Below are 24,259 nucleotides of genomic sequence, written 5' to 3'. Positions count from 1 at the left end.
CGGCGGCGGCATGCCCGATGAGCCGAAATGACCCCTTGCCGCCCCGTGTCGCTCGCAGGACGCCATGGCGACGCGGCCGCATCGCGCCGGAATCGGCACGGCCCGTGAGCCGATCGCACCCCTGGCGATGGCGCCACAAGCGCTCCCCAAGGTCACGGCCCTGTCACAAACCGCCACTAAGCTGGCCGGTCATGAACACGATCCAACGCCACGCCATTGCCGCCGCCTGCCTCGCCTGCGCGGTCCTCGCCCTGCTGTATGCCACCGCCGGCGCCGTCAAGCCGACGGGTACCTGGAAATGGTTCGACATCGCCAGCGAGGGCGGCACGGCCCTGGTGGCGCTCGCCTGGTGCATGATCGTGCTGGCCAGCCGGCCGGACGGCCGCGTGACCCGCCTGCTGTCCCTGGGCCTGGCCGCGATCGGCGCGGGCTCGTGGGCCGACTGCCTGGACGAGATGTTCAGCGTCGACAAGGCCGCGCTGTGGGACAACGCGCTGGAAGCGCTGGTCCCCCTCGGCATGGTCGTGCTGACCGCCGGCATGGTGTACTGGCGCCAGGAACAGGCCACGTTGACGGAACACCTGAAAAAGCGCGAGCGGCTGTTCCGCGACCACCGCGCATTCGACCGCGTGACGCAGCTGGCGGACGCCGGCTACCTGCGCGCCCAGCTGGCGCGCCAGCGGGGCGGCTGCGCGCTGGTGCTGCTCGACATCGACGGCTTCCACCGCATCAATCGGGAACATGGCCAGGCCGAGGGCGACCGGGTGCTGCAGGCCGTGAGCCACATGCTGCTGCTTAACCTGCGCTGCGACGACCTGCTGTGCCGCTATGCGGGCGACCGGTTCGCCGTGCTCATGCCGGGGCTCACGGACGCGGCCGCGCATGACGCGGCCCGCCACCTGTGCGTGATGGTGGCGATGATGCGCCACCATGCGGGCGGCACGCCGGTGCCGCTGACGCTGCGCCACAGCGTGGCCCTGACCGACGGCGCGGCCGCCCGTTCGCCGGACACCGTGCTGGCGGACCTGTGCCGCCAGGTGGACGCGGCGTGATCGCCTGGCGGGGCGCTGCCGAGGCGACGATCCCGGCCCACCAGCAGCCGGCGCTCGTGCTGGCATTCGCCCGGTCGCGCGATGCCGACGCCGGCGCGCTGCTGCGGGGCACCGGGCTCGATGCCGCGCCGGGCGCGCCCGGCCTGGTGGCGCCGGCGCAGTATCTCCAGCTGCTCGCCAATGCGCTGCGCACGCTGGACAGTCCGGACACGAGCTTCATGCTGGGCCAGCAACTGCTGCCGGGCCACGACGGCGCACCCAGCAACGCCCTGGTGCAGGCACCGACCCTGCGCGAGGCGCTGGCGATCCTGTGCCGCTGGCACGCCCGGCTGACGCCCCTGCTGCGCCCCCGCCTGGAAACCTGGGAAGGCATGGCGGCACTGTACTGGATCGACAGCCACGGCGCCCCGGCGCTGAAGGGGGCGCTGGTAGAGATGCACATGACGGCCGTCGTCGCCCTGTGCCGCTGGCTGGGCGGCGAACGCCTGCCGTGGCGCTTCTGCTTCAACCGCGCCGCGCCCCGCCACATCGAGCAGCACCACGTGCACCTGGGCAGCGCACTGCGCTTCGACTGCCATTTCGACGCGATGCTGATCGAGGACGGATGGCTGGACCGCCCTTGGCCGCGCGGCAGCGCGCTGGCCGCCGCCCTGGCGCTGCGCGCCGCCGAGGGCGAGCCGGAGCGCTCGCCAGGCCTGCTGGCGGCGCTGTACGACTATCTGCTGGAACGGGTGCGCACGGCGCCCGCGCTGGAGCGGGCCGCCGCCGACTTCGGCGTCAGCCCGGCCACGTTCAAGCGCCACCTGGCGCGGCACGGCACGCACTACCAGGCCGAGCTGGACCAGGTGCGTACCCATGTCGCGCTGTGGATGTTCCACGCGCAGGGGGCCGATAACGAGGCCGTGGCGGGGTATCTCGGGTTCCACGATGCCGCCAATTTCCGTCGGTCGTTCAAAAGGTGGACCGGGGTGACGCCGTGGTTGTTAAAGATGGGCCTGGCCGGCTGACTTACACGCGACCTCGGAAGCAAACCGGTGTCAGACACCCGTTCTCATCCGCCGCGGACGAGCGGGTAGCGTTGCCACCGGTTTGAGATCACGCGACCTCGGAGGCAAACCGGTGTCAGACACCATTTTCCGCAGGAAAATGGTGTCTGACACTGGTGTTCTTACGCCGCGGACGAGAAATTCGCGCCGCCATCACTTCGATACCTGAGGCTCACGCCCCCGCCAGCGCCGCCTGCTCCGCAATCCTGCGCGCACTATCGGGATCGCTCTCCCGCAGCGCTTCCACGACCTCGCCCAGCGACGACCCGCAGGCAAACACCATCACATCGCCCGGTCGGCACAGCGACAGGCCATGCCGCAGCGCCTCCTGGCCGTTCAGCCGGCTGTGGATGGCCTCGTCCGGCCGCCCGCTGGTGGCGGCGCCGGCGAGCATCAGCCGCGCGCACTCGCCGGGCGCGCGGCCCCGGTTGTTCGATTCGTAGACCACGATCTCGTCGAAGCCGTTCGCGCACGTCGCGCCCACGGCCTGCAGGTCCTGGTCGCGGCGGTCGCCCGGCGCCGTGACCACGCCGACCACCTTGCCCTTCGACAGGCCGCGCGCCATGCCCGAGAGCGCCGTGTAGGCAGCCGGATTGTGCGCGTAGTCGACCACGACGGTCACGCCGCGCACGTCGAACACATTGCTGCGCAGCGGATTGCTGCGCCCGTCGGAAACGAAGCTCGCGAGGCCGGCGGCGATGCGCTCCGGCGTCAGGCCTGAAGCGAGCAGGGCAGCGGCGGCGGCCAGGCCGTTGGCGATGTTGTAGCGCGCATGGCCGCCCAGCGCGGACGGCATCTCGGCGGCGCGCAGCAGCACCATGTGCCGGGTGCCGTCGGCAATGACCAGTTCGCCATCCTGCAGGTAGGCGCCGCGGCCGCCGTTGGCCAGGTGCTTGAGCAGCACGGGATTGTCCGGGTCCAGCGCGAAGTACAGCACCTCGACCTGCTCGCGCAGCCGGGCGCCCATGCGCACGCAGTGGCGGTCCTCGGCATTGAGCACCACGCAGCGCGACGCGGCGCTGGCCACCACGCCTTTCACCCGGGCGAGGTCCTCGACGGTGTTAACGCCGTCCAGGCCCAGGTGGTCGGCGCTGATGTTCAGTACCACCGCGACATCGCAACGGTCGAACGCCAGCCCGCGCTTGAGAATGCCGCCGCGCGCCGTTTCCAGCACCGCGAAGTCCACGGTGGGGTCGGTCAGCACGGTGCGCGCCGACCAGTAGCCGCTGCAATCGCCGCTGACGATGCGGCGCCCGTCGATGTACACACCCTCGGTCGTCGTCACGCCCGTCCGGAAACCGGCCATGCGCACGCAGTGCGCGGCCATCAGCGTGGTCGTGGTCTTGCCGTTCGTTCCGGTGATCGCGATGACGGGGATGCGGCCATTATCGTCGCCATACATCGCCTGCACGATGGCGTCGCCCGCGTCGCGCGGGGTGCCGGCGGCAGGGTACTGGTGCATGCGGATGCCCGGCGCCGCGTTGACCTCGATGATCGCGCCGCCCTGTTCGTCGAGCGGGCGGGCGATGTCGCGGCAGACCAGGTCGATGCCCGCCACGTCGAGCCCGATCTTCTGCGCGGCGCGCACGCAGGTGGCGCGCGTTTCCTCGGGCAGCAGCGCCGTCACGTCCTCGGCCGTGCCGCCCGTGGACAGGTTGGCGTTGCCGCGCAGCGTGACGGGGACGCCCACCGGCGGCACGCTGTCGAAGCCGTAGCCCTGCTTTTGCAGGGCCTGCAGCGCATGCTCGTCCAGCGGGATCTGGGTGAGGATGTTCGTGTGGCCCTTGCCGCGCGCCGGATTGCCGTTCTCGATCTCGACCAGTTCGCGGACCGTGCGGCGGCCGTCGCCAGTCACCGCGGGAGGGCGCCGCAGCGATGCCGCCGCCACCACGTCGCCGGTGACGAGCACGCGGTAGTCATGGCCCTCGATGTAGCGTTCCACGATCACGCTGCGCGAGAATTTACGTGCCGCTTCAAAGGCGGCCGCCACTTCCTCGGGCGTGTTGCACTGTGTGGTCACGCCCTTGCCCTGGTTGGCGTCCAGCGGCTTCACGGTGACCGTGCCGCGCAGCCTGCGGGCGGCGCGCAGCGCCTCGTCGGCGCTCGCCACGACGCTGCCGCCGGGCACCGGCACGCCTGCCTCCTTCAGCAGCGCCTTGGTCAGTTGCTTGTCGCTGGCGATGCGGCAGGCGATGTTGCTGGCGTCACCGGTCATCGTGGCCTGCAGGCGCTTCTGCTTGCTGCCCCAGCCCAGCTGGAACAGGTTGGTGTTCTCCGTCACGCGGAAGTACGGGATGCGCCGGCGGCGCGCCGCCTTCAGTACCGCCGCGGTGCTGGTGCCCACGGCATTGCGCTCGGCCGTGCGGCGCAGCGCCGCGAGCGGCTCTTCCAGGTCGAAGCGCTCGCCCTTGGCCAGCGCGGCCACGATGGCCAAGGCCAGGTCGAAGGCGTCCACGGCCACTTCCTCGACCTTGTAGGCGCACACCACGCGGTAGGCGCCCGGCTGGCCGCGCACGCGGCGCGTGCGGCCGAAGCCGGCCGGGGTGCCGGCCAGGCATTGCAGTTCGAGCGTGAGGTGCTCGATGATGTGGCCCATGTAGGTGCCGTCGCGCAGGCGTTCGGCGAAGCCGCCATAGTGGCCCGGCGAGCAGCGGTGTGCCATCAGGCTCGGCATCAGCGCCAGCAACGCGTCGGTGAAGCCCGGCACGTCGCTGGAGCCGACTTCGTGCAGCTCTTCGAGGTCCAGCACCGTCAGCAGGCACGGGCGCGCGGCATACAGGTTGGGGCCGCGCAGCACGCGTTGATCCAGGATCTTCATGACAGGGGATTCCTCTTGGTGACGTTGCGGACGAAATCGGTAAGCGCGGCCGGCGTGTCGCGGGTTGCATCGGGCCGCAGCTGGTGGGGATGGTGGATCTCTTCCGGCAGGGCGAAGCTGCTGCCGGCCGGCAGCAGGTGCAGGCGTACGTCGATCAGCTGGGGCGTGCCGCCGGACGGGATGTCGGCCACGTTCGAGATCATCGTGCGGCCGTCGACGACGGTCACGCTGCCGGCACCGATCACCTCGATGCCCACGCCACGCTCGACCACGAGCGCCGTGTCCTCGTCGATGCCGATGCCCAGCAGGTAGGGGTTCTGCGCCACCACGGTCAGCAGGCGCGCCAGCCGGTGCCGTTCCGAGAAGTGCTGGTCGATCACCACGCGCTGCACGAAGCCCAGGCCCGCGCCCAGGTTCACCGAGCCCTTCTCGGGCAGCAGGTCGGCCTTGCCGTCGGCCAGCATGTGGCCGCACATGGCCGAGGCGCCGGCACTGGTGCCACCGATGCAGGCGCCCGACTCCTTCAGGGCGCCGTGCATTGCCTCGTCGAGGAGCGTGCCGCCGATCATGGCCAGCAGGCGCTTCTGGTCGCCGCCCGTCATCCAGATGCCGTCGCAGCGGCGCACGCGCGCGGCCAGCTCGGCATCGTTGCCGGTGGCGCGGTCCGGCAGGTCGACGCGGATCACTTCGTGCACGCCGATCTCGCGGAACACGGTGTCGTAGCGCCGCCACATCTCGTCCGGCACGCGGCTGGCCGCGGTGATGACGGCGATCGTTGCCGACTTTCCGCCCGAGAGCTGCACGAAGCGCGACAGGATTTCCTTGCTGTTCTCGCGGTCCTCATGGCCGCCGACGATCACGAGGTGGCCATGCTGGCTGCGGTCGAAGTGTTCAGTCATGCAACACCTGCGCGCAAGGCATTTCCCGGTTGCTGTCCATCGCCGCTTCCGTGCGGTTGACGGCGATCACGCCCACGTCGATTTCCTTCGGCAGCAATGCCACGCCGCGGCGCACGGCTTCCTCGACCGGCATGCCGCCGGCGATCCAGCCGTAGACGGTATAGGCCAGCAGGTGGCGCACGATGTGTTCGCCAATGCCGGTAACGGCCACGGCCCCCTCGGCGCCGGCATAGAAGCCGCTGCCGATGATCGGCGTGTCGCCCACGCGGCCCAGCAGGGAGGGGGCGGAGCCGCCGGTGGAGCAGGCCACCGCGAAATTGCCGGCGGCGTCGCGCGCCACCGCACCCACCGTGTCGCAGGGGGTAAACTCGCGTGGCGTGTCGTAGTTCCAGTAGTCGGCGAACGCGCGGTTGGCCACGCCCGGCGTGGCGGGCTCCTTGCCGCCCAGCGTGGCCATCAGCTTCAGGTGCTTGGCGCGCTGGCGTTCGCTGATCTCGTGGTACAGCGGGAAGCCGGCCGTGCGGGCGAAGCGTTCCGCGCCTTCGCCCGCCAGCAGCCAGTGCGGCGTGCGCGAGACGGCCTGCGCGACCAGCACGGGATTCTTCACCCGCTGGATGCAGGCAACGGCGCCCAGCGTGCCCTGGGAATCCATCACGGCGGCATCCATCTCGACAGTGCGACCGTCCAGGCACAGCACCGAGCCGCTGCCGGCGTTGTAGCGGCCATCGTCTTCCAGCGCCACGCAGGCGGCCACGGCGCCGTCCAGCGCACTGCCGCCGCCGGCCACGCGGTCCAGGCCCGTGCGGGCCGCGAACTGGCAGCCGTCGTCCTGGTCGCGGCTGCCGCCGGCACCGCCGTGCGTGACGACGGTGGCTTTCATTTCTTGGGTCATGGTGTCTTTCAATGCAGGGGTTTCGATGCTTTCAGCCACACGGCCGCGATGCGGTCCGCCTCGGCGTACGCCGGGGTATCGAGTTCTTCGCCGAACACGTCCGGATCGAGCTCCTCGTAGTGCCAGTTCATGCCCGCCTGCGTGAGCATCGGCTCGACGCGGCGCAGGAACGGGTCTTCGTTGCGCACCATCGCCACGCCCGTGTACAGCAGCAGGCTGCCGCCCGGCGCCAGGCGGCCGATGGCCTGTTTCGTGAGCGCGATCGACAGGCCGGCGCCGAGCTCGCCGCCGCCGTGCCGGTAGGCGCGTTCGGACTTGTCCAGCAGGTAGGGCGGGTTCGATACGATCAGGTCGAAGTCGCCCGGCACGTCCTGCAGCAGGTTGCTGTGGCGCACGGCCACGTTCGGCAACTCGGCCAATTGTGCGTTCACGCGGCACAGGTGCATGGCGCGGCCGTTGATGTCCAGGGCCAGCACTTCCGCGCCCGGCTGGCTGCGCGCGATCGTCAGCGCGCCGGGGCCGGCACCGGCTCCCACGTCGGCGGCCCGTTTCACCGGCCGGCCGCCGGCCTCGATCACGGCCAGCTCGGCCCGTAGCGCGCGGGCGAAACGGTAGGTGTCCGGGCCGAAGAACACGGCATCGCTCTCGCTGGTGGGGTAGGCCGAGTGGAAGTACAGCGCGTCGCCCAGCGAAGAGACACGCAGTGTGGAGCGCCAGCCGTCGCGATGCGGCTGGGCGATGCCCGCGCGGATCATCAGCGCGAGCAGCTCGGGGGCAAGGGCGTCGGCGCGGAACGGGCGGCTCCAGCCGAAGACGTCGGCCAGGTCGCGTGCCCACACGTGGTCGCTGCGTCCCTTGACGCGGCTGTGCGTGGCCGGCGTGACGGTGGTGAAGCGGTAGCGGGCCTTGCGCAGGGCGCGGCCCAGCTCCACCAGCGCCGCCGCGTCGGGCAGCGGCAGCGTGCGTGGCGTGGTGGAGGCGGTGGCAGGTGCGGAAAGATCGGCAGGAGCCGCCGCAGCGGCCCCCAGGTCGGCCGGGCCGCCGCTTGCGGTGACATTCATCATCGTATCCCCTCGAGTCGTTATGGTGTAGTGGTTTGCCGCGCCGCCAGTGGTCGCGCTACCGTGCCGGCGGCACGGCGGTGCTTCACTGGTACAAACGGTTGAACACGCGCGTGGCCATCAGGCCGGCGGAGGTGTGGTGCTGGCTCGGCGCCATCAGCCCGATCAACATGGTCATCGCCTCGTCCTTGCTCGACGTGGCGGCCAGCTGGGCTTCGAGCAGGCGCAGTTCGCAGCCGATCGTCTGCCAGGCGTGCTCGTCGGCGGGGAAGGTATGGCGGATGACGCCGCGCGGGGCCGTGTTGCGCGCCGGCGCCTGGTCGAGCGTGTCGAGGCTGCGGCGCAAGGCGCGGTGGCTCGGCACGCGTGCAATGGCCGGCTCGGAGCCGTCGCGCGGGGTCACGATCCAGTCCTGCAGCAGTTGCTGTTCGTAGGGGCTGAACACGCCGAACATCTCGGCCCGCTCGCCGTTGATCAGTTTCCAGAAGCGGCTGTTTTCGGCCGGCTCGCCGCGACGGATCCAGCCCTGCTGCTCGAGCTTTTCGAGAAAAGTCGGGATCTGGCCCGGCTCGGCCAGCCAATCGTTCACGGTGCGGCCGGCAACGCGGCAGTAATCCGAGTGCATGTTCTTGCCGACCACGGCCTTCGAGGCCAGCATGGCCACGGTTTCCCGTTCCAGGTCGAACGAGGCGATGGCCTCGACGGTGCCGATGCCCAGGTCGTTGAGCCGGAAGCCGGCCGCGACGCGGCGCAGGAATGCCGCGCGGTCGCCCACGCGCGGCAGCAGGCGCTTCACGGCCTCCAGGGCGGTATGCGCGTGGCCGGTGTCGGCATTGTCGACGGTGACGTGCAGCGTGAAGTAATAGGGATCGATGCCCAGCTCGTTCAACTCGTACGAGGTGATCAGCAGGTGCAGGGGCAGCTGTTCGTAGCCGAGGTTGTACCCGATCAGTTCCGGCAGGAAATCATCAGCACCCGCGGCCAGGGCCAGCTGAATCGCGCCCTGCACATAGTGCCGGTCCGGCAGGCCCTGCCAGTTCTCGCAGCCGTGCTGTTCCAGCAGCTTCCGGTAGATCGTTACGTGGTTCTTGTCCGGCACGCCGTTACCCAGCTCTTCCAGGTAGATGCGGATGAGCGGGAGGTAATCGGGATCTTGCCAGCGATCAAGCACGCCATACAGCCAGGCGCCATCCACGAGCTTGGTGGGGGCCACGGCCTTCAGGAAATACAGCGCCTGCGAACGGGTCTTGAAGAAGCGGCGCGGTGCGCCGCCCTTGCGCGCGGCAAGATAGGCGCGGTACTCGGCACCGACCGCGTCCGTATGCCGCGTGATCCACGCGGCCATCTCGTCGATCGTGCCGGGCAGGTCGCACGGCAGGGCCGCCGCTTCGGCCAGCCGGGCTTCGAGGTACGCGGCGGCGACGCCGGGATCGGCGCCATCATGCAAGGCGTCGTACACGGCCTTGGCGCTGCCGGTATCGACGGTGGACTGGGGAAGTTGGGCGAGGGCGGTAGTGGGCATTCTTGTCTCTTTATCCAGGCGGCTGTGAAGGTCTCTTAGGCGTTGACTCTTATTAAGAGCGTTGTCATCTGTATAACGAGTATGCTGTGCCATAGCCGGGCTGAGTAGCAGCAGGCATCCCGTGCCCGTGTAAGAGAGGGATTACAGGAACGGGGCGACGCCCCTCGTCATCGTTTGCGCGCGGCGGTTGACGAAGCCTGTCCGGCCAGCTGTGGCAGATGAGAGGGCAGGCAAGCAAAGGGAGGGCGAGGTGAATGCCGGCCCGCTGGTCATAAGTCCCAGGTAGGGATCGTTTCTCGGTGACAATGCGGTGCCGCCGCAGTTCGGGGTGCCCTCAACCTGGGAGGGATCTTTTAAAAGCATAAGCTATTAGTGAGAAACGAGGCTGCCCCGGCAGTCCACGATAGTACGGATTTGCGAGATCTCGGCCGTTGGCCAGAGCATAGTAATCTGCCGAACCGCAAAAAACACAGACTGGCACAACCGGCCGCTTTGCCCAAAGCCAATGTTTGATCCTCGGCATGTATGGGGCAGGAGAACCGTAGGTGGGACAGGAGTCCCCTTCGTGGGGGCGGACTAAACCAGTCCAAAATAGACTGCCGTTCTCTAAGAGCGCCTAACAAAACCCGCTGCTTGTCCTGGTGGCAACAAGCACGTACACTTTGGCAATGCGACCGGCCGCTTTCGGCCAGAAGCGGACGTTCGTTTCAACTCTAGGGTCTATTCAGGATATGCTTCCATCAATCGCCCTTGCGCATGGCATTGAAATGCTTCGAGACGGTGGGTCACTATGTGCCTCGTTTCAGGGAGCAAACGGTTCGTACTACTGGCTTCTCCTTCCAGTTGTCCTAGAGGGAAGCAACGCCATTGCCTACGAAAAGCCTGTTATTGTCGAACGTCCCTACGCTGTTAACCCGATTCAAATCTCATGCGCTCATGCGAAGACTATTCTGCATCAAGTAGACGTTTTACTTCCCGATACGAAGGATCGCAAGTACGTAGAGCGCATGTATGAAGCTATCCGGAACGAGGGACGCATTGTCTAGCTGCTCTCTCATGCCATCATTGTGAAGGTCCGCTTTGGGGCGGTAGCTGCCTGTCGCGACAGGCCGTGACTTTCTGCTTCGGCGACATGCTATCCTGTCGCGAACGGCCGAGTTCGGCCAAGAACTGCCAACAGCGGACCTAGCGCACACCAGAACATCCAAGAATGCAGTCAATCACTCTAAATTTGCCTTATGGCCTTTCTGAGTCCGACTGGGCCAAGGTCACGACCGTATATCGTTCAATGGATGGGTGGCTTGAAGAGCATTCGACCTGGTTCGGGCCGTGGGGCAGCGAGTTTTTCATTGGGGCTTCCGTCGAGCCAAGCGGGTTGCTGGTCGCTGGAAATACCGATCCTCTGCTTTTTAGGGGATGGATCACCAAATTGTGTGCCAAGCTCACTGCAGCGCTCGAGAAAGAAGTCTACGACGCTGAGGTGTGATCGTACACAATGGTCGGTTGCCGCCGTACAATGAACGGCCGAGATGGGCAGTAGCGGACGGTCGTGGACTGCCAGTTAGCCTCGTTTTTTCAAATAGTCGATGCTTCTAAAAGATTCCTCCCAAGTGGAAAAAGAGTTTCGAGCTTTCCTCCGCTCTCGGTCGCTGAAGCTTTCAGCCCTAACTCTGCCAATCGCGTTCGACGCCATGGAAGAGTTTTGGACCACCATCCGGTTTTCTGACGTCCTTGCTGAGAATGGCGATGGGATCGCATGCTATGAGGACGTGACTGACTACGGGCGCGGAACTCGCCTGGAAATTGGCTTGGTCAGACTTCTCCGGCTTCCATCTGGCGACAGTGACTTGCCCTCCCCAGTTCATAGACTACGGCTGCGTCTCTGCTATAGGTGGGACATGGACGTTATTACGCATGTGCTGCCCGCTGGGACTTGGTCGTTCGCCTGCTGGGATTTTCGAGAGTTCGAGTCCTTCAAGCGATCGGTTTGCGGCACCGCCGGCTATTCCGCAATGCAGGACAAAAAGCCTGCCGAGGCAAACGCCTCATTCGACACAGTTTCGTCGGTGGCGGACGATCTCGTGCCAGCCGTCGCGACCCGGCAGATGTGGTGGGGTGTAATTTAGTCCGCATGCCAACGGCAGCTTTGGGGCGGAAGCGGACGCACATGGCCGCAGTTCTGAGCATAAGATGACGGCCGTTTTCACCGGCGGACTGCTGCCATGGCCCAAGCACTTCTCCCCGACGACCTTTGGTCGCTTATAGAAGCTCATCTTCCTGCTTACAGTCGCTCGCCGAAAGGTGGACGACCGCGGATCAACGATCGTGCAGCCCTGACGGGCATTCTGTTTGTTCTCAAAACTGGAATACCTTGGGAATACCTGCCGCGTGAGCTTGGGTGCGGCAGCGGCATGACGTGCTGGCGTCGCCTTCACCAATGGATGCAAGCCGGTGTTTGGCAGCGCGTCCATGAGGCAGTCCTGCGGCGCCTTCGAGGGTATGACCAGATCATGTGGGATCGAGCTTGCATTGATGCAGCGAGCGTACCGGCACCGGCTGGTGGCGTGCATACCGGCCGGAATCCGACCGATCGCGGCAAGCTCGGCTGCAAACACCATTTACTAGTCGATCAGCGTGGCCTGCCTCTGGTAGCTCAAATCACTGGCGCTCAGGTCCATGACTCGCGCCTACTCATCCCTCTCGTAGAATCGATCCCAGCTGTTAAAGGGCTGTCCGGCCGGGCGAGGAAACGGCCAGGTAAGCTACATGCTGATCGAGCGTACGCTTCGAGGGCGCATCGGGCCTGGCTGCGCCGGCGAGGAATCTCAGCTCGGATTGCACGTTACGGCGTCGAGTCACGCGAAAGGCTAGGCCGATGGCGTTGGGTCGTTGAACGCACACTTGGATGGCTGCACCGTTTTCGCAGACTGCGCATCCGTTATGAACGGAGGGCCGACATTCACCAGGCCTTTCTTTCGCTCGCGTGCTCACTCATCTGTTGGAGATACGTTGAGAGGTTTTGTTAGGCGCTCTAAGCCTGGCCAAAATCGCCCGTCTAGAAACTGATTCGGTCATTTTGCCCGCAAAAGTCATGGACTGGTCTAATGCCGGTCACCCGGCAATTTGCTTATGGATCGCGTTAGACGGGATCAGTCTGCGCAGATCTGCCGTTGCGGTGCTCATCGATACGGGCGCGGCAGTCACAGGCGCGTACCCACTGCTCCTTGCCGTGAAATCGCAGCCACACGAAGCGCCAGGCGTTACGCCCGTCGCCGTGGCGATTGGCAAACTGCGACGGTGTCAAGACGAGGCCATCGTGCGAAACGATTCGGTCGCCGCACACCTTGGCAAGCTCGACGGTGTCCCGATATCGGGTCTGCAGATTGGTACCGTCCGGTATAAACAGGTTTTTCCACTGAAAAGCCCGCAAGGCGGGGCCGCTCTTCCGCAAGGCAAGCCGCTCGCTCTCTATCGTAAGCCAACGCTTACCAGTTCTGCGACGAAAACCTCGGGATTGACACCGGGGCGTGTATCCGTCAAATAAAATTCTAGTTCCAGAAAATCGGTGACGGGCAGATTCACCGGCTGGATTGCTTCCTAGTGCATGGTCGGCTCCTCCTCTAAAGGTATCTAAAAGGTTGGGCCGTGGAGTGGAGATAAGGTTGTTTTAGACTTCCATTCATTTGAAATAGAGCAAACGAGATCACGTCGCGATATCGCTAGAGCATATTGGGGAAGTGGTCCTTCTATTTGGATTGAAATAGCACGCTTTTGCTCATTCTAGTAGGTTCTGGACGGTGTGCTTCGGTACGCGAGCTTTCCTCATCATGATTGGGTAGACCGCCGCTAGATGGATGGTCGGTTGCTCACGTGAATGTCCCCTATCGCCTCATTGCGGACGTTCAGTTGCTGGAGAAAGCCTCTATTCTTTCTTCGATAAATGAGCCATGAGACTCCAGACCGTTTTGCCCGCGATTGCACGACTTCACGCCAGGCGGCGCTTTGGCGCTAGGTGATGTTACCGTGCCAGGCCGAGCGTTCGAGGCGCCACCACTGCTTTTCGTCGGCATGGGTACGCACGAATCCGCAGGCTTCGGCCAGCCGGGCGACGGCGTCATTCTCGAATGCCGTGTCGGCCACGAGCGCCGACAGCTGCAAGGTATCGAATGCCCAGTTGATAAGCGCCTCCGAAACCTCTTGCGCATAGCGAAAGCGGCCCCAATAAGACCGTGCCAATTCGATGCCGAACACCGCTTCCCCCTCGGCGCAGCGCTCCTGGCGGATGCCGCAGCTTCCAATCAGGTTGGCAGGACGCTCAAGAGCTGCGATCGCCAGCTGGTAATTGTCGCGCGGCCGCTCGAGCTGCCAGTCGAGGAACAGGCGAAAGACGCGGCGGGCATGGTCTTCTCCTCGCTCGCTGGCGAGGTGAAACATCGCAAAGTCGGGCGCGGTTTGGTAGGCCACGAATAGGTCGGCATCGGGCGGTTCGAATTCGCGCAGGACGAAGCGGCGGGTGGTTGTGATGACATTCATATTATAATGATGATATGCGGACCTTACGATGTTGCCACTGGAACAGCACGAAAGAAGCTTGGTCGGGTGCGCTTGGCCCGGGGCTGTGTAAAGAAGTCCTTATTCAATTGTTTGCCCACGCCCCAGCACCTCCGAAGGATGTCGAGGTAAGCCTGCAGAGCGTTACGAGAAGACCGGATTTGGCCGATTCCGGCCGGTCGAGCTAGCATACCATGTTGCCAAACTGAAAAACTTTGGAGCTGATACGATAGGCGGCTCCCGCCCCAAAGCGGACTTAGCTCAGCGCAGCGGGTTGCCCTTCCTGCCGCTGAGGAACATTTTTACTAATACGTCTCGATGTTCGAAAAACCGCATGTTCTTCATCCCACAGACACCGCCACATCTGGTACATGTGCACGTTTTTGCTTTAGTGAAGGTGTTTTCCTCACTAACTGCCTCGCACAAATCGAAACGCCAAATCCACGGAAATTTTTCAGGTAGAGATGCGGAGCAGAGGGCAATAAATTGCTGAGCGACTATCCGAATGCATTCTTCCGGATCTCCCAGAGCAAGTATCCTGTTAAATTGAATACGCTCGGGATTAGTTCTCCATGCTTCAAGGTCGTCTACAAGATCGATCCAGATCGAATGAATGTATGGTTCGTTGTGATCGTCGGAAATGGTTAGCATTTCTTGCACGCACTCCCACGGCAACATTTCACCTTTAAGCATTTTTGCGCAGATGCTACCAGAATAAGCACACAGAGCGCTGTACCAGTCACTCGGTAGTTCGAGCCCCAGTTCGCATATGCAGGACTGGAATAGCCGTTCCACTTGGTCTGGATCGGCGTCGACGTCCCAACGGCATGAAGCAAGTTCCCAAACGCTCGGTGCGTCGCAACCGCCTTCAAGCAAATCATTTGCCCAATCAATATAGTCGTGGGTTTTAATCCACGACGCATCAATTCGCTTACAAGCAAGTTCTGCAAAATTCAATTGACTTCCTTGCAAGGCCGCACTTTTTGGATACAACTTGTATGACCACTCTTGGCCGAAAGCAGCTGTTGGTATTGCCAAAGTGTACGTGGTTGTTGCCAGTAGGACAAGCACAAGGTTTTGTCAGCCGTTCTTAAGTCGATATAATGACAACGCCGCCCCGCGCGGGCGCTTGGACTCCTACACATGGCACACATACACCTGGCATGGGAAATGGGGGGCGGGATGGGGCACGCCGGCCGGCTGAAGGCACTGGCGCGCGTGCTGCTGGCGCGGGGCCATCGCGTGAGCCTGTCGCTGCGCGACCTGGGCCATACGCAGCGCGTGCTGGCGGACCTGCCCGTGCCGCGCCTGCAGGCGCCCGTCTGGCTGCATCGCACGGAAGGGATGCCAGCCAACGAGGCCAGCCTTGCCGAAATCCTGCTGGCGAAGGGCTACCTGGAGGTACCCGGCCTGGCGGGCCTGGTCGCGGGCTGGCGCGCCCTGTTTGACGCCCTGGAGCCCGACCTCGTGGTGGCCGACTACGCACCCACCGCGCTGCTGGCGGCGCGCACCTTACACCTGCCCACCAGTTCCGTCGGTACCGGGTTTACCAGCCCGCCGGCCGACCGCGCGCTGCCCTGCCTGCGCGACTGGGAAGAGGTGGGGCACCAGCGCCTGGCCCGGGCGGAAGCGCATGTGCTCAATGTCGTCAATGCAGTGCTGGAGATGCACGGTGCGCCGGAACTGCTGCATGCGGCCCGCCTGCTGCTGGGCGACGCGCCGCTGCTGTGCACGTGGCCCGAATTCGACCATTACGGCCGCGCCGCGGGCGAGGCGGAATGGCTGGGCCCCGTCGGCATGCCTCTCGGCGGAGGCGCGCCGGCCTGGCCGCCGGGCAGCGGGCCCCGCGTATTTGCCTACCTGAAGCATGATTATCCACAGCATCGGGCCGTGCTGGAGGCTCTCGCGGACGAAGGTTGCCGCGTGCTGTGCTACCTGCCGGAGGTGGCGGCGGGGCGGCCGGCGCCCGTGAGCTCCGCGCGGATCGCCTATTCGTCCCAGCCGGTGGCGCTGGAAGCCGCCCTGCACGGCGCCGTGCTGTGCGTCTGCCATGCCAGCGAGGCGACCACGGTGCAGGCGCTGTTGTGCGGGGTGCCAGTACTGATGTTGCCGATGCGGCTCGAACACTTCCTCGTCGCCCGGCGGGTCGAGAGCTGGGGCGGCGGCATCAATGGCGCCCGCGTGAAGCCGGATGGCGACTGGCGCGGCCTCGTGCGGCTGCTGCTCGACGACGAGCGCTTTCGCAGCGCCGCCGCCGCATTCGCCCACCGGCGCGGCGACCGCACGGCGCTGGAGCGAGCCGAGCGCGTCGTGGACGCGTTCGAGGACCAGATGCGCCAGGCGTAACCCCAAGTTGCCCGGAAAATGGGGACAGACCCCATTTTCCGGGCAACTTCGGCTGCCGCATCGATCAACCAGGCTGCCCTGGCGCGGTCACTTCGGTCGTGGCCGCCGCAACCGGGCATCCGGCGGCACCAGCTTCCCAGCGCGGATCTGCCGCACCGCCTCGGCCACGGCGCGGGCGCTGTTGCGCACTTCTTCCTGCAAGGCTTCGTCGCGGTCGAGCGTTGCGTGGCTGTCCGCATACGACTCGTAGTAGCCGATATAGCGGTCCATCACGGCCTGGTGGCCGGCGCCGATCAGGCCCATCCAGTCCAGCCAGTCGGCGAGGTTGCGCCGCTGGCTTTCCACACCGGCCACGTCGCCGTGCACGAACACGCCATAGGCGCGGCCCGCGAGGTGTTTCGGATACTGCCAGTCCCTTTCCAGCGCCTTCGCTTCCTCCGCTTCCTTGCCATGCGTGCTCGACGGGTCGGGGTTGCCCCCGTCGGCGCACACGAGCCGGTCGATCATCAGTTTCAGCGGCGAGGGCGACTGGTACCAGTAGGTAGGGGCCACGATCAGCACGCCGTGCGCGAGCACCCAGCGCTCGTAGATTTCGTTCATCCAGTCGTTCACCTGGTTCAGGCTGTGGTTCGGGTAGCAGCTGCACGGCCAGTGGCACAGCGGCATGGCGGTCGACACGCAGCCCTTGCATGGATGGATGTGGTGGCTGTAGGTCGACGTGACGAGCGACAGGTCGAGCAGGTCGGCCTCGATGCCTTCCGTCTCCAGCGCCCTGCAAGCCCACTCCACCATGCGGAAGGTCTTCGACATCTCGCCCGGGCAGGTGCCGTCGTTGCGCGAGGCGCCGCAGATCACCAGCACGCGCGACGGCGTTGCCGGGTCCTTCTGGCGCCGCTCGGCGGCCTGCAGTTTGTCGTGGGCTTCCTTCCATTCCACCGCGAGATCGTACTCCGGGTCCGCATGGCCCGGCCCGGCCTTGACGGTGACAGGCGCCTTGCGGCTGTCGCAGTAATTGCGCCACGCCACTTCCTCCAGCTTGGCGATTTCGCCACGCAGCGGGTCGAAGCGCGGGTCGTAAAACGACTGGGTGAACTTGCGGTGGAACTGGTCCCGGTCCAGCTTGCCCGGCGCCTGGCCCTTGGGTACTTCCGTCATCGTCTCCTCCATTGGTCGGGGCAAGCTTGCCGGCACGGGGGAAACCGGTCTGTACGGTGCCGAACGTCCAGGACAGCCAGCCGTGGCTGTCATGTTTTTTGATAAACCGCAAATCGTTTTTTGCGCAAGCACAATTCTTGCATTTTGATAGCCACGGGGCGTTCATTGCAGCGCAATGCTCATCCATGTACACTCGGCATTAATATTGCAAGCAAAAGCCCACCCGTGTACTCACCAACGCACATCGATCCCGTCGTCAGTTTCTACAATACCCAGGGCGAAGCGGTTCGCGCCACGATCGTCAACCTGCAGCGCCGCTCGCTCGTGATGGAGGTGTATAACCCCTGGTCGATCGTCCAGGTCAGCGAGGTGCTGAGCGAGCTGACGGTGCGCATGGGCGCGCGCAATGTCTACGTGGGCAAGGCGGTCGTGATCAGCATGGTCAACACGGGCCTGACGGCCATGGTTTCCGTCAGCCTCACCGACGAATGGCGCGAGCTCACCGAAGTGGCGCTGGAACCGGGGGTGATCGGCCGCAAGGCGCAAGCCTTCGTGGCCGAGTGGAGCGAACGTTTCCGCATCCGCCGCGACTACCAGATCGTCGTCAACGAAACCCGCGCCTTCCTGGCCGACGCGTCGCGCTGGCTGGAACAGGTGGACCTGGCGGACACGGCCACGGGCGGGCACGCCGCGTCGCGGCTGCCGGACGAGTATTTCCATGAGCTGGCACTGCCGCTGATGGCCAAGATGAAGCTGTGCTTCGACCAGTTCAACCACGAGGCTTCGCTGGTGGACGAGGAGCTGGCGCCGGCCCACCGCGCCTTTGCCCAGGCCGCGCTGCACCCGCTGATCCTGCGCGCGCCGTTCGTGTTCCGCACCTATACCAAGCCGCTGGGCTATGCCGGCGACTACCAGATGGTGAACCAGATCGTGGGCGATCCGCGCGAAGGGCCGAGCACCTACTTCCAGGTGGTCAATACCGCCTTCCTGCAGACGGCGGTCGCCGCCGCGCACCGGCACCGCATCGACATGCTGGTGAAGTACCTCATCGGCCTGGCGCAGCAGGCGCGCGCGGCGGGCCGGCCGTTCCGGGTGCTGAACGTGGGCTGCGGCCCGGCCGAGGAAATCGCGCGGTTCCTGCTCAAGTTCGACCAGCCCGAGCTGCTGTCATTCGAACTGATGGACTTTTCCGGCGAAACGCTGACCTGGACCCGCGAGCGCCTCGAGGCGGTGCAGCGCGCCACCGGTCGCCGCACGTCGATCGAGTACGTGCAAGACTCGGTGCACCAGCTGCTCAAACGGCGCGAGGCCGACGATGCCGGCCGGGGCGAGTTCGACGCCGTGTACTGCGCCGGCCTGTTCGACTACCTGTCGGACAAGGTGTGCGCGCGGCTGAACAATTACTTCGCCTCGCGCACCCGGCCCGGCGGCCGGCTGCTGGTCACCAATGTGCACAGCGCCAATCCCGAGCGGTTCAGCATGGAGCACATCCTCGAGTGGTACCTGATCTATCGCGACGAGGCGAAAATGCAGGCGATCCTCCCGGCCCGGCGCGGCGAGGCCCACGTGTACACCGACCCCACCGGGGTCAACGTGTTCGCCGAAACCACGGTCGCGCCCTGATGGAAGCGGCCGCCACGCCGGTGCGCGGCAGCTACGCCAGGGAGCTCGCCGGATTCCACCTGATGCAAAGCCGGGCGTGCGCCATCACGGTGATCGTGCTGGTGCTGCTGGGCTTCGTGCTCGACTTCGCCGTGTACCCGGAGCAGATGGCGCGCTTCGCCGTGGTGCGGCTCGTCACCAGCGTCGGCGTGCTGGCTGGGCTGGGCGTGCTGTACACGGCGTTCGGCAAGCGCCACGTGCACGCCGTCACCTTCGTGTGGCTGACCTTCCCGCAGGTGATGATCGCCTGGATGATCCACGTGACCCAGGGCGAGGCGTCGCTGTTCTATGCCGGCATCATCCTCACGATCTTCGCGGTCGGCACGCTGTTCCCGGTCGGCTACATGTACACGCTGGGCTTCGGCGTGCTGACGATATTCGCCTACTGGGTCGCCTGCGTGACGCGGCCGGAAGGCGTGATCGACCATGCGCAATTCCTGTTCCACACCACGATCATCCTGTTCTCGGTGGCGGCCAGCACGGTGTACACGTTCTATAACGAGCGCGGGCGCCGGCAGCTGTTCGAACTGAAGGAAGAACTGGCCCAGAAAAACGAGGAACTCGAACGCACCAACCGCAGCCTTGCCGAGATCAAGGGCCAGATGCTGCAACAGGAAAAAATGGCGGCGCTGGGCACCCTGTCGGCCGGCCTGCTGCACGAGGTAAACAACCCGGTCAACTTTTGCATGATGGCGATCGACGTGGCGCTCGAAGACCCGGTCGCGCAGAACAGCCCGATGCTGCGCGAATGCCTCGATGACGCCAAGCAGGGCATGCAGCGCGTGCAGTACATCGTGTCGGACCTGAAGACCTTCGCGTACCGCAAGGAAGACGTGGAGGGCGGCGCCTTCCTGCTGGAACGGGCGGTGGACGCGGCGGTGCGGCTGGTCGGCCATGAAACGAAGGGCATCGCGATCCGGCGCGAGATCGGCGGCGAAACGCTGGTGCGGGGCGACGAGGCGGCCATCGTCGGCGTGCTGATCAACCTGCTCAGCAATGCGGCGCTGGCGCTGCGCAAGGGCCCGACCCCGTCGCCCGAAATCGTGATCGGCGCGCGCGACGACGGTGGCCGCCTGCGCATCAGCGTGTGCGACAACGGCCCCGGCATCGCGCCGGAGAACCTGCGGCGCGTCTTCGACCCGTTCTTCACCACGCGCGAGGTGGGGCAGGGCCTGGGGCTCGGACTGTCGATCTGCTACAGCGTGATCGAGCGCCACGGCGGCCACCTGACGGCCGAGAGCAAGCCTGGAGAATGGACCAGATTCACATTCGACCTGCCGCGGGCGGGCGAGGAGCATTGATGGAGAATATCGCGGAGCGGGCCACGCCGACCGTGCTGTACGTGGACGACGAGGACATGGCGCGCAAGTACTTTGGCCGTGCCTTCGGCAATGAATACCGGGTGCTGACGGCGCCCGGCGTCGATGCGGCGCTGGCGCTTCTCGGCGACCACGAAGTGGATGTGCTGATCACGGACTACCGCATGCCGGGCCGCGTCGGCAGCGAGCTGCTGCGCGAGGTGGAGCGGGCCTGGCCCGGCCTGGTGCGCATCCTCGTCACCGCCTATGCGGACAAGGACGTGCTGCTGGAAACGGTTAACGGCGGCGACGTGTTCCGCGTGCTGGAAAAGCCGATCCGGCAGGAGACACTGCGCGAGGTGCTGCGCCAGGCCAGCGCGGAAGCCATGCGCCGCGCCCGCGACCGCGCCGCGCGCGACCATGGCCTGCTGGCGGTGGAGGAAACGGTGGCCTTCCTGGCGCATGAACTGGGCACGCCGCTGGCATCGATCGCCGACTTCGCGCGCGCGCTGGCGCGGCGGGTGCGCGACGACGACCCGGCCGGCGACCCGGCGGCGCTGCCGCTGAAGGCGCAGATCGGCAACGCGGTGGCCCACATGAACGACAATGCCCGCTATTGCCAGTCGGTACTCGATTCCTTCGTCGCATCGGTCAAGCGCGCGTCGCTGGCGCCGGCGGCGCGGGTGGCCGGCGGCAGTGCGCAGCGGATGGTGGCCGCATTGCTCGACTCCTATCCGATGAGCGCGGGCGAGCGCGCCGCGATCACCGTCGACGTGCAGCGCGATTTCGCGATCCGCGCGTCGCCGAACTGCGTGGCGCTGGTATTGTCGTCGCTGCTCGCCAATGCGCTGCAGGCGCTGCGTGGCCAGCCCGCGCCGCGCCTGTCCATCACGGTGGGGGCGGGCGGCCGGGCCGCGATCGCCGTCGCAGACAACGGGCCCGGCATCGCGCCGGAAATCGTGCATCGCCTGCTGCTCGACCCCGTGCCCATGCACACCGACGGGGGCAGCGGCTGGAGCCTGATCTTCTGCAACCGCGTGATGCAGTCGTTCGGCGGGCACCTGCGCGTGCAATCGCGGCAAACTCCCGCGCGGACCGCGGCACGTGAGCCGGCTCCGGTGCCGGATCAGGTGCCGGATCAGGTGCCGGAACCCGAGCCGGCGCGCGGGCCGGAACAACAGCGGGGAACGACCGTAACAATGAACTTTCCCGAAACGCAAAAGGAACTAGCATGATCGACGCTGCCAAACCATTGCCAGCCATCCTCTACGTCGACGACGAGCCGACAGCCCTGAAGTATTTCCAGCGCGCGCTGGCCGCGCAAGCGAACGTGCTGACGGCGGAATCGGTCGAGGAAGGCAAGCGCATGCTGGACCAGCATGCCGATACCATTTCGGTGCTGGTGTCCGACCAGCGCATGCCCGGCGCGTACGGCAACGAGCTGCTGTTCTACGCGTGGGATCGCTACCCGCACATCGTGCGCATCCTGACCACTGCCTACTCGGAGATCGCCCACACCGTCGAGGCGGTAAACCAGGGCCAGATCCACCGCTACATCCAGAAGCCCTGGGACATCGCCGCGCTGCGCATGGAGATGAAGCAGGCCGTGGACCTGGCGCGCCTGCGGCGCGAGCATGCGCAGCTGCTGCGTGAAAAGCTGCTGATCCGGCAGAAGCAGGCAGTGGCCAACCGTATCGGCACGCTGTACGCGCTGTGCGCGGGCGTGGCGGGCGGCAACGAGGCGGTGCCGATCGACGCTTACCTGTCCGCCGCCCTGTGCGCAGGCCTCACGCCGCCGGAACCGGACTGGCTGATGATGGATTATTCGGACCTGATCGGTTCGGAGGCGTTCCGCGCCGCCGCGTTCGGGCGCGCCGTGCGCTCGCAGCTCGACCGGCTGGCCCTTCGCGCCGCCTTGCCGGGCGACGTGTTCGGGCTGCTGGCCGAGGCCTTCGGCGACGGCTTCGACCGCACGCCCGATGGCGGCACCATCGTGCATACGTCCCGCCTCACGGAATTCCTCGAGACGCCGACGGGCAGCAGCGTGTCGGAACTGCACGCGTTCTGGCTGGCGACCCTCCTGTGGCTGGCCCGGCACGGGCAGACGCTGCAGATGTCCGGCGGGCCGGACGGCGTGCGCATGCGCCTGGTACCGGGCGACGGGGGGCCGACCGCCTCGCAACTGGCCGGCTGGATCGAACAGTTCTGAGCGCGCCGCCCCGCGGCTGACCGTGCGCCGTGGCCTCGGCGGTTTCGCTACCATGGGTCGAAACATCGATCATGGAGGACTATCATGCCACGAGGTGCCAGCCCGAAACGGGAACGCGAATACGAGAAGCTCGAGAAAGAGTTCGAGAAGGAAGGCCGCTACAAGGGCCGCGAGGAGGAAGTGGCCGCGCGCATCGTCAACAAGCAGCGCAAGCAGTTCGGCGAAACGAGGGCCGCGAAGGCGAAGGACAGCGCCGGCGCGTCGCCCGACCGGAGCGTGCCGATCGCGAATTACGAGCACCTCACGGTGCCGCAGGTGAAAAGCGCGCTAGCCGAACTGACGGCCGCACAGCGGCGCAAGGTGCGCACCTACGAGGTCAAGCACAAGAACCGCAAGGGCGTGCTAGCGGCGCTGGATCGCTTGCATTGAGCGGGTCCTTTGTTCGGGGGACAGGCAGTTCGGCATGTAGCACCCAGGTGCAAGCCCTGAGGGAAGGACGGAGCAGGGGCTTGCAAGCCCCTGCCGCTACGCCGGCGAGGAGCTTTGCTTCTTGAAGGCTGCGCCTCGACGGGTCTGACCCCGGCCTCTGCCGTTCGGTGTAAACCTGCCCCCGACGCGCTTGCTCCCATTGAAGAGCGGCCGTTAGAATGCGTCTCCCGCATTCATGCTGACAGCCGCTACCCCGATGTTCATCCGCCCGCTTCAAGCCGCCGCACTCGCGGCGGTACTCCTCGCCCCCGCCGTTCACGCTTCCGAATCCTGCCCCCAGCATTACGTGGAAGGCCAGGCACCGCGCATCCTCAACGACAAGATGGCGCGCGCCACGCGCGAGCTGTGCTACAAGGTGTTCGGGGTCATGCATTCCGGCGTGACGCGCACGCCGCTGTGGTCGGCCGAGCACCTGACCGCGCGCCGCATCGCGCAGGCCGAGGACATGTCGCGCGATAACGCATTCCACGCCGAGCCGCGCCTGCCGAAGGCGCAGCGCGCCGAACTGGCCGACTATGCGCGCAGCGGCTTCGACCGCGGCCACATGGCGCCGAGCGGCAATATGCCGGACGAGACGAGCCAGTACCAGAGCTTCACGCTGGCGAACATGGTGCCGCAGGATGCCGACAACAACCGCCACATCTGGGCCGGCATCGAGAACGCGGTGCGCAAGATGGTCAAGAAGGAGGGCGACCTGTACGTGATCACCGGGCCGGCCTTCCTGGGCGCCGACCTGCGCAAGGTCGGCAATGTGCTGGTGCCCAGCCACCTGTACAAGGTGGTGTACAGCCCGCGCCAGGGGGCCGGCGGGGCATGGTTCGTGGCCAACGAGGCCGATGCGAAGCCGGAGACGATGACGATCGCGCAACTGGAAAGCAGGATCGGCATCGATCTGATACCTTCGCTCACGAAGCGGCAGAAAGAGGTGATGCTGAAGCTGCCGAAGACCACCAAACGTAAAGGCTGACGGCAAGATTAACGGAGGACGACGCACATGAGCAAAAAATTCATCCCCTATGCGAACGAGGCCGACGTGCTGCGGATCGGCGGCCTGACGATCGAGAACCGCCTGGACCGGATCACGATCGACGGCGACATCGACCTGACGATGGATAAAAAGGGTCTGGAAGACACCCGCGCCCTGCACCAGCTGCTGGGCGCCGCCCTGGCCAGGCTGGAAGGCCAGAAGGATTTGCCGGCGGCCTTGCCGGCGCCCGACGTCAAGAAGGTCGCCAACCCGTTCGATTGAGTTCGAGCCG

The 24,259-nt window shown here is 65.7% G+C and carries 21 protein-coding genes; 13 read left to right on the top strand and 8 right to left on the bottom strand.

Annotation, left to right across the window (positions count from 1 at the left end; all coding sequences use genetic code 11):
- Positions 1-191: 191 nt before the first annotated feature.
- Both V6Z91_RS24375 and V6Z91_RS24370 read left to right on the top strand, forming a co-directional pair.
- A complete protein-coding gene (locus V6Z91_RS24375; protein WP_338762336.1) occupies positions 192-1,052 on the top strand; it encodes a diguanylate cyclase in 861 nt (286 codons plus the stop codon).
- Positions 1,049-2,059, top strand: a complete 1,011-nt coding sequence (locus tag V6Z91_RS24370) for an AraC family transcriptional regulator ligand-binding domain-containing protein (protein WP_338762333.1) — start codon at positions 1,049-1,051, stop codon at positions 2,057-2,059. Before V6Z91_RS24375 ends, V6Z91_RS24370 begins: the two co-directional genes overlap by 4 nt.
- A 211-nt stretch (positions 2,060-2,270) precedes the next feature.
- Here the strand turns inward: V6Z91_RS24370 and cphA are convergent, their stop codons facing one another.
- The 5 genes from cphA to V6Z91_RS24345 all read right to left on the bottom strand — a co-directional run bounded on the left by cphA (position 2,271) and on the right by V6Z91_RS24345 (position 9,290).
- Positions 2,271-4,916, bottom strand: a complete 2,646-nt coding sequence (gene cphA, locus V6Z91_RS24365; protein WP_338762328.1) for a cyanophycin synthetase — start codon at positions 4,914-4,916, stop codon at positions 2,271-2,273.
- On the bottom strand, positions 4,913-5,815 hold the full coding sequence (locus tag V6Z91_RS24360) for a cyanophycinase (protein ID WP_338762325.1): 903 nt from the start codon (positions 5,813-5,815) through the stop codon (positions 4,913-4,915). The genes cphA and V6Z91_RS24360 overlap by 4 nt, the downstream gene beginning before the upstream one ends.
- Positions 5,808-6,707, bottom strand: a complete 900-nt coding sequence (locus tag V6Z91_RS24355) for an isoaspartyl peptidase/L-asparaginase (protein WP_338762323.1) — start codon at positions 6,705-6,707, stop codon at positions 5,808-5,810. The genes V6Z91_RS24360 and V6Z91_RS24355 overlap by 8 nt, the downstream gene beginning before the upstream one ends.
- 8 nt (positions 6,708-6,715) lie before the next feature.
- Positions 6,716-7,771 carry a class I SAM-dependent methyltransferase gene (locus V6Z91_RS24350; RefSeq protein ID WP_338762321.1) on the bottom strand — a complete coding sequence of 352 codons (1,056 nt, stop codon included), beginning with the start codon at positions 7,769-7,771 and terminating at the stop codon, positions 6,716-6,718.
- 82 nt (positions 7,772-7,853) lie between these two features.
- Positions 7,854-9,290 (bottom strand): iron-containing redox enzyme family protein, encoded by a 1,437-nt coding sequence (locus V6Z91_RS24345; RefSeq protein ID WP_338762318.1) that lies wholly within the window; start codon positions 9,288-9,290, stop codon positions 7,854-7,856.
- Positions 9,291-10,500: 1,210 nt separating this feature from the next.
- On the opposite strand from V6Z91_RS24345, the gene V6Z91_RS24340 reads away from it, so the two are divergent.
- From V6Z91_RS24340 to V6Z91_RS24330, 3 genes are all read left to right on the top strand, one after another.
- Positions 10,501-10,776: a hypothetical protein gene (locus tag V6Z91_RS24340; protein WP_338762316.1), complete on the top strand. Its 276-nt coding sequence runs from the start codon at positions 10,501-10,503 to the stop codon at positions 10,774-10,776.
- Between the two features lie 412 nt (positions 10,777-11,188).
- Positions 11,189-11,416, top strand: a complete 228-nt coding sequence (locus V6Z91_RS24335) for a hypothetical protein (RefSeq protein WP_338762313.1) — start codon at positions 11,189-11,191, stop codon at positions 11,414-11,416.
- 96 nt (positions 11,417-11,512) lie between these two features.
- Positions 11,513-12,316, top strand: coding sequence for an IS5 family transposase (locus V6Z91_RS24330; protein WP_338762310.1), 804 nt, complete (start codon positions 11,513-11,515; stop codon positions 12,314-12,316).
- A 982-nt stretch (positions 12,317-13,298) separates the two neighbouring features.
- Here the strand turns inward: V6Z91_RS24330 and V6Z91_RS24325 are convergent.
- Together V6Z91_RS24325 and V6Z91_RS24320 are read right to left on the bottom strand one after the other, a co-directional pair.
- On the bottom strand, positions 13,299-13,823 hold the full coding sequence (locus V6Z91_RS24325; RefSeq protein WP_338762308.1) for a GNAT family N-acetyltransferase: 525 nt from the start codon (positions 13,821-13,823) through the stop codon (positions 13,299-13,301).
- Positions 13,824-14,102: 279 nt separating this feature from the next.
- The gene (locus tag V6Z91_RS24320) at positions 14,103-14,798 is read right to left on the bottom strand and encodes a hypothetical protein (protein WP_338762305.1); all 696 of its coding nucleotides are present in this window, start codon (positions 14,796-14,798) and stop codon (positions 14,103-14,105) included.
- 186 nt (positions 14,799-14,984) lie between these two features.
- Between V6Z91_RS24320 and V6Z91_RS24315 the strand changes: the two genes are divergently transcribed.
- On the top strand, positions 14,985-16,187 hold the full coding sequence (locus V6Z91_RS24315) for a hypothetical protein (protein ID WP_338762302.1): 1,203 nt from the start codon (positions 14,985-14,987) through the stop codon (positions 16,185-16,187).
- A gap of 87 nt (positions 16,188-16,274) precedes the next feature.
- On the opposite strand, the gene V6Z91_RS24310 is transcribed toward V6Z91_RS24315, so the two are convergent.
- Entirely contained in the window at positions 16,275-17,342 is a 1,068-nt protein-coding gene (locus V6Z91_RS24310) for a flavodoxin family protein (protein ID WP_338762299.1), read from the bottom strand.
- 225 nt (positions 17,343-17,567) lie between these two features.
- Between V6Z91_RS24310 and V6Z91_RS24305 the strand changes: the two genes are divergently transcribed.
- The 7 genes from V6Z91_RS24305 (at position 17,568) to V6Z91_RS24275 (ending at position 24,249) form a co-directional block, all read left to right on the top strand.
- A complete protein-coding gene (locus V6Z91_RS24305) occupies positions 17,568-18,965 on the top strand; it encodes a class I SAM-dependent methyltransferase (protein WP_338762296.1) in 1,398 nt (465 codons plus the stop codon).
- Positions 18,965-20,305, top strand: a complete 1,341-nt coding sequence (locus tag V6Z91_RS24300) for a HAMP domain-containing sensor histidine kinase (protein ID WP_338762293.1) — start codon at positions 18,965-18,967, stop codon at positions 20,303-20,305. Before V6Z91_RS24305 ends, V6Z91_RS24300 begins: the two co-directional genes overlap by 1 nt.
- Positions 20,305-21,537, top strand: a complete 1,233-nt coding sequence (locus V6Z91_RS24295; RefSeq protein WP_338762290.1) for a hybrid sensor histidine kinase/response regulator — start codon at positions 20,305-20,307, stop codon at positions 21,535-21,537. The genes V6Z91_RS24300 and V6Z91_RS24295 overlap by 1 nt, the downstream gene beginning before the upstream one ends.
- Complete coding sequence (locus V6Z91_RS24290) at positions 21,534-22,511, top strand: response regulator (protein ID WP_338762287.1); 978 nt, start codon at positions 21,534-21,536, stop codon at positions 22,509-22,511. The genes V6Z91_RS24295 and V6Z91_RS24290 overlap by 4 nt, the downstream gene beginning before the upstream one ends.
- Before the next feature lie 84 nt (positions 22,512-22,595).
- Positions 22,596-22,940, top strand: a complete 345-nt coding sequence (locus tag V6Z91_RS24285; protein WP_338762284.1) for a hypothetical protein — start codon at positions 22,596-22,598, stop codon at positions 22,938-22,940.
- Between the two features lie 235 nt (positions 22,941-23,175).
- Positions 23,176-23,967, top strand: coding sequence for a DNA/RNA non-specific endonuclease (locus tag V6Z91_RS24280; RefSeq protein WP_338762281.1), 792 nt, complete (start codon positions 23,176-23,178; stop codon positions 23,965-23,967).
- Positions 23,968-23,994: 27 nt separating this feature from the next.
- Positions 23,995-24,249 carry a hypothetical protein gene (locus V6Z91_RS24275; protein ID WP_338762279.1) on the top strand — a complete coding sequence of 85 codons (255 nt, stop codon included), beginning with the start codon at positions 23,995-23,997 and terminating at the stop codon, positions 24,247-24,249.
- The last annotated feature ends 10 nt before the right edge of the window (positions 24,250-24,259 follow it).

It is taken from the genome of Massilia sp. METH4, assembly GCF_037094685.1.
Lineage (GTDB): Bacteria > Pseudomonadota > Gammaproteobacteria > Burkholderiales > Burkholderiaceae_D > Rugamonas.
Note: the sequence above shows the minus strand (reverse complement) of the source record. Positions and strands in the feature narration are given on the sequence as shown.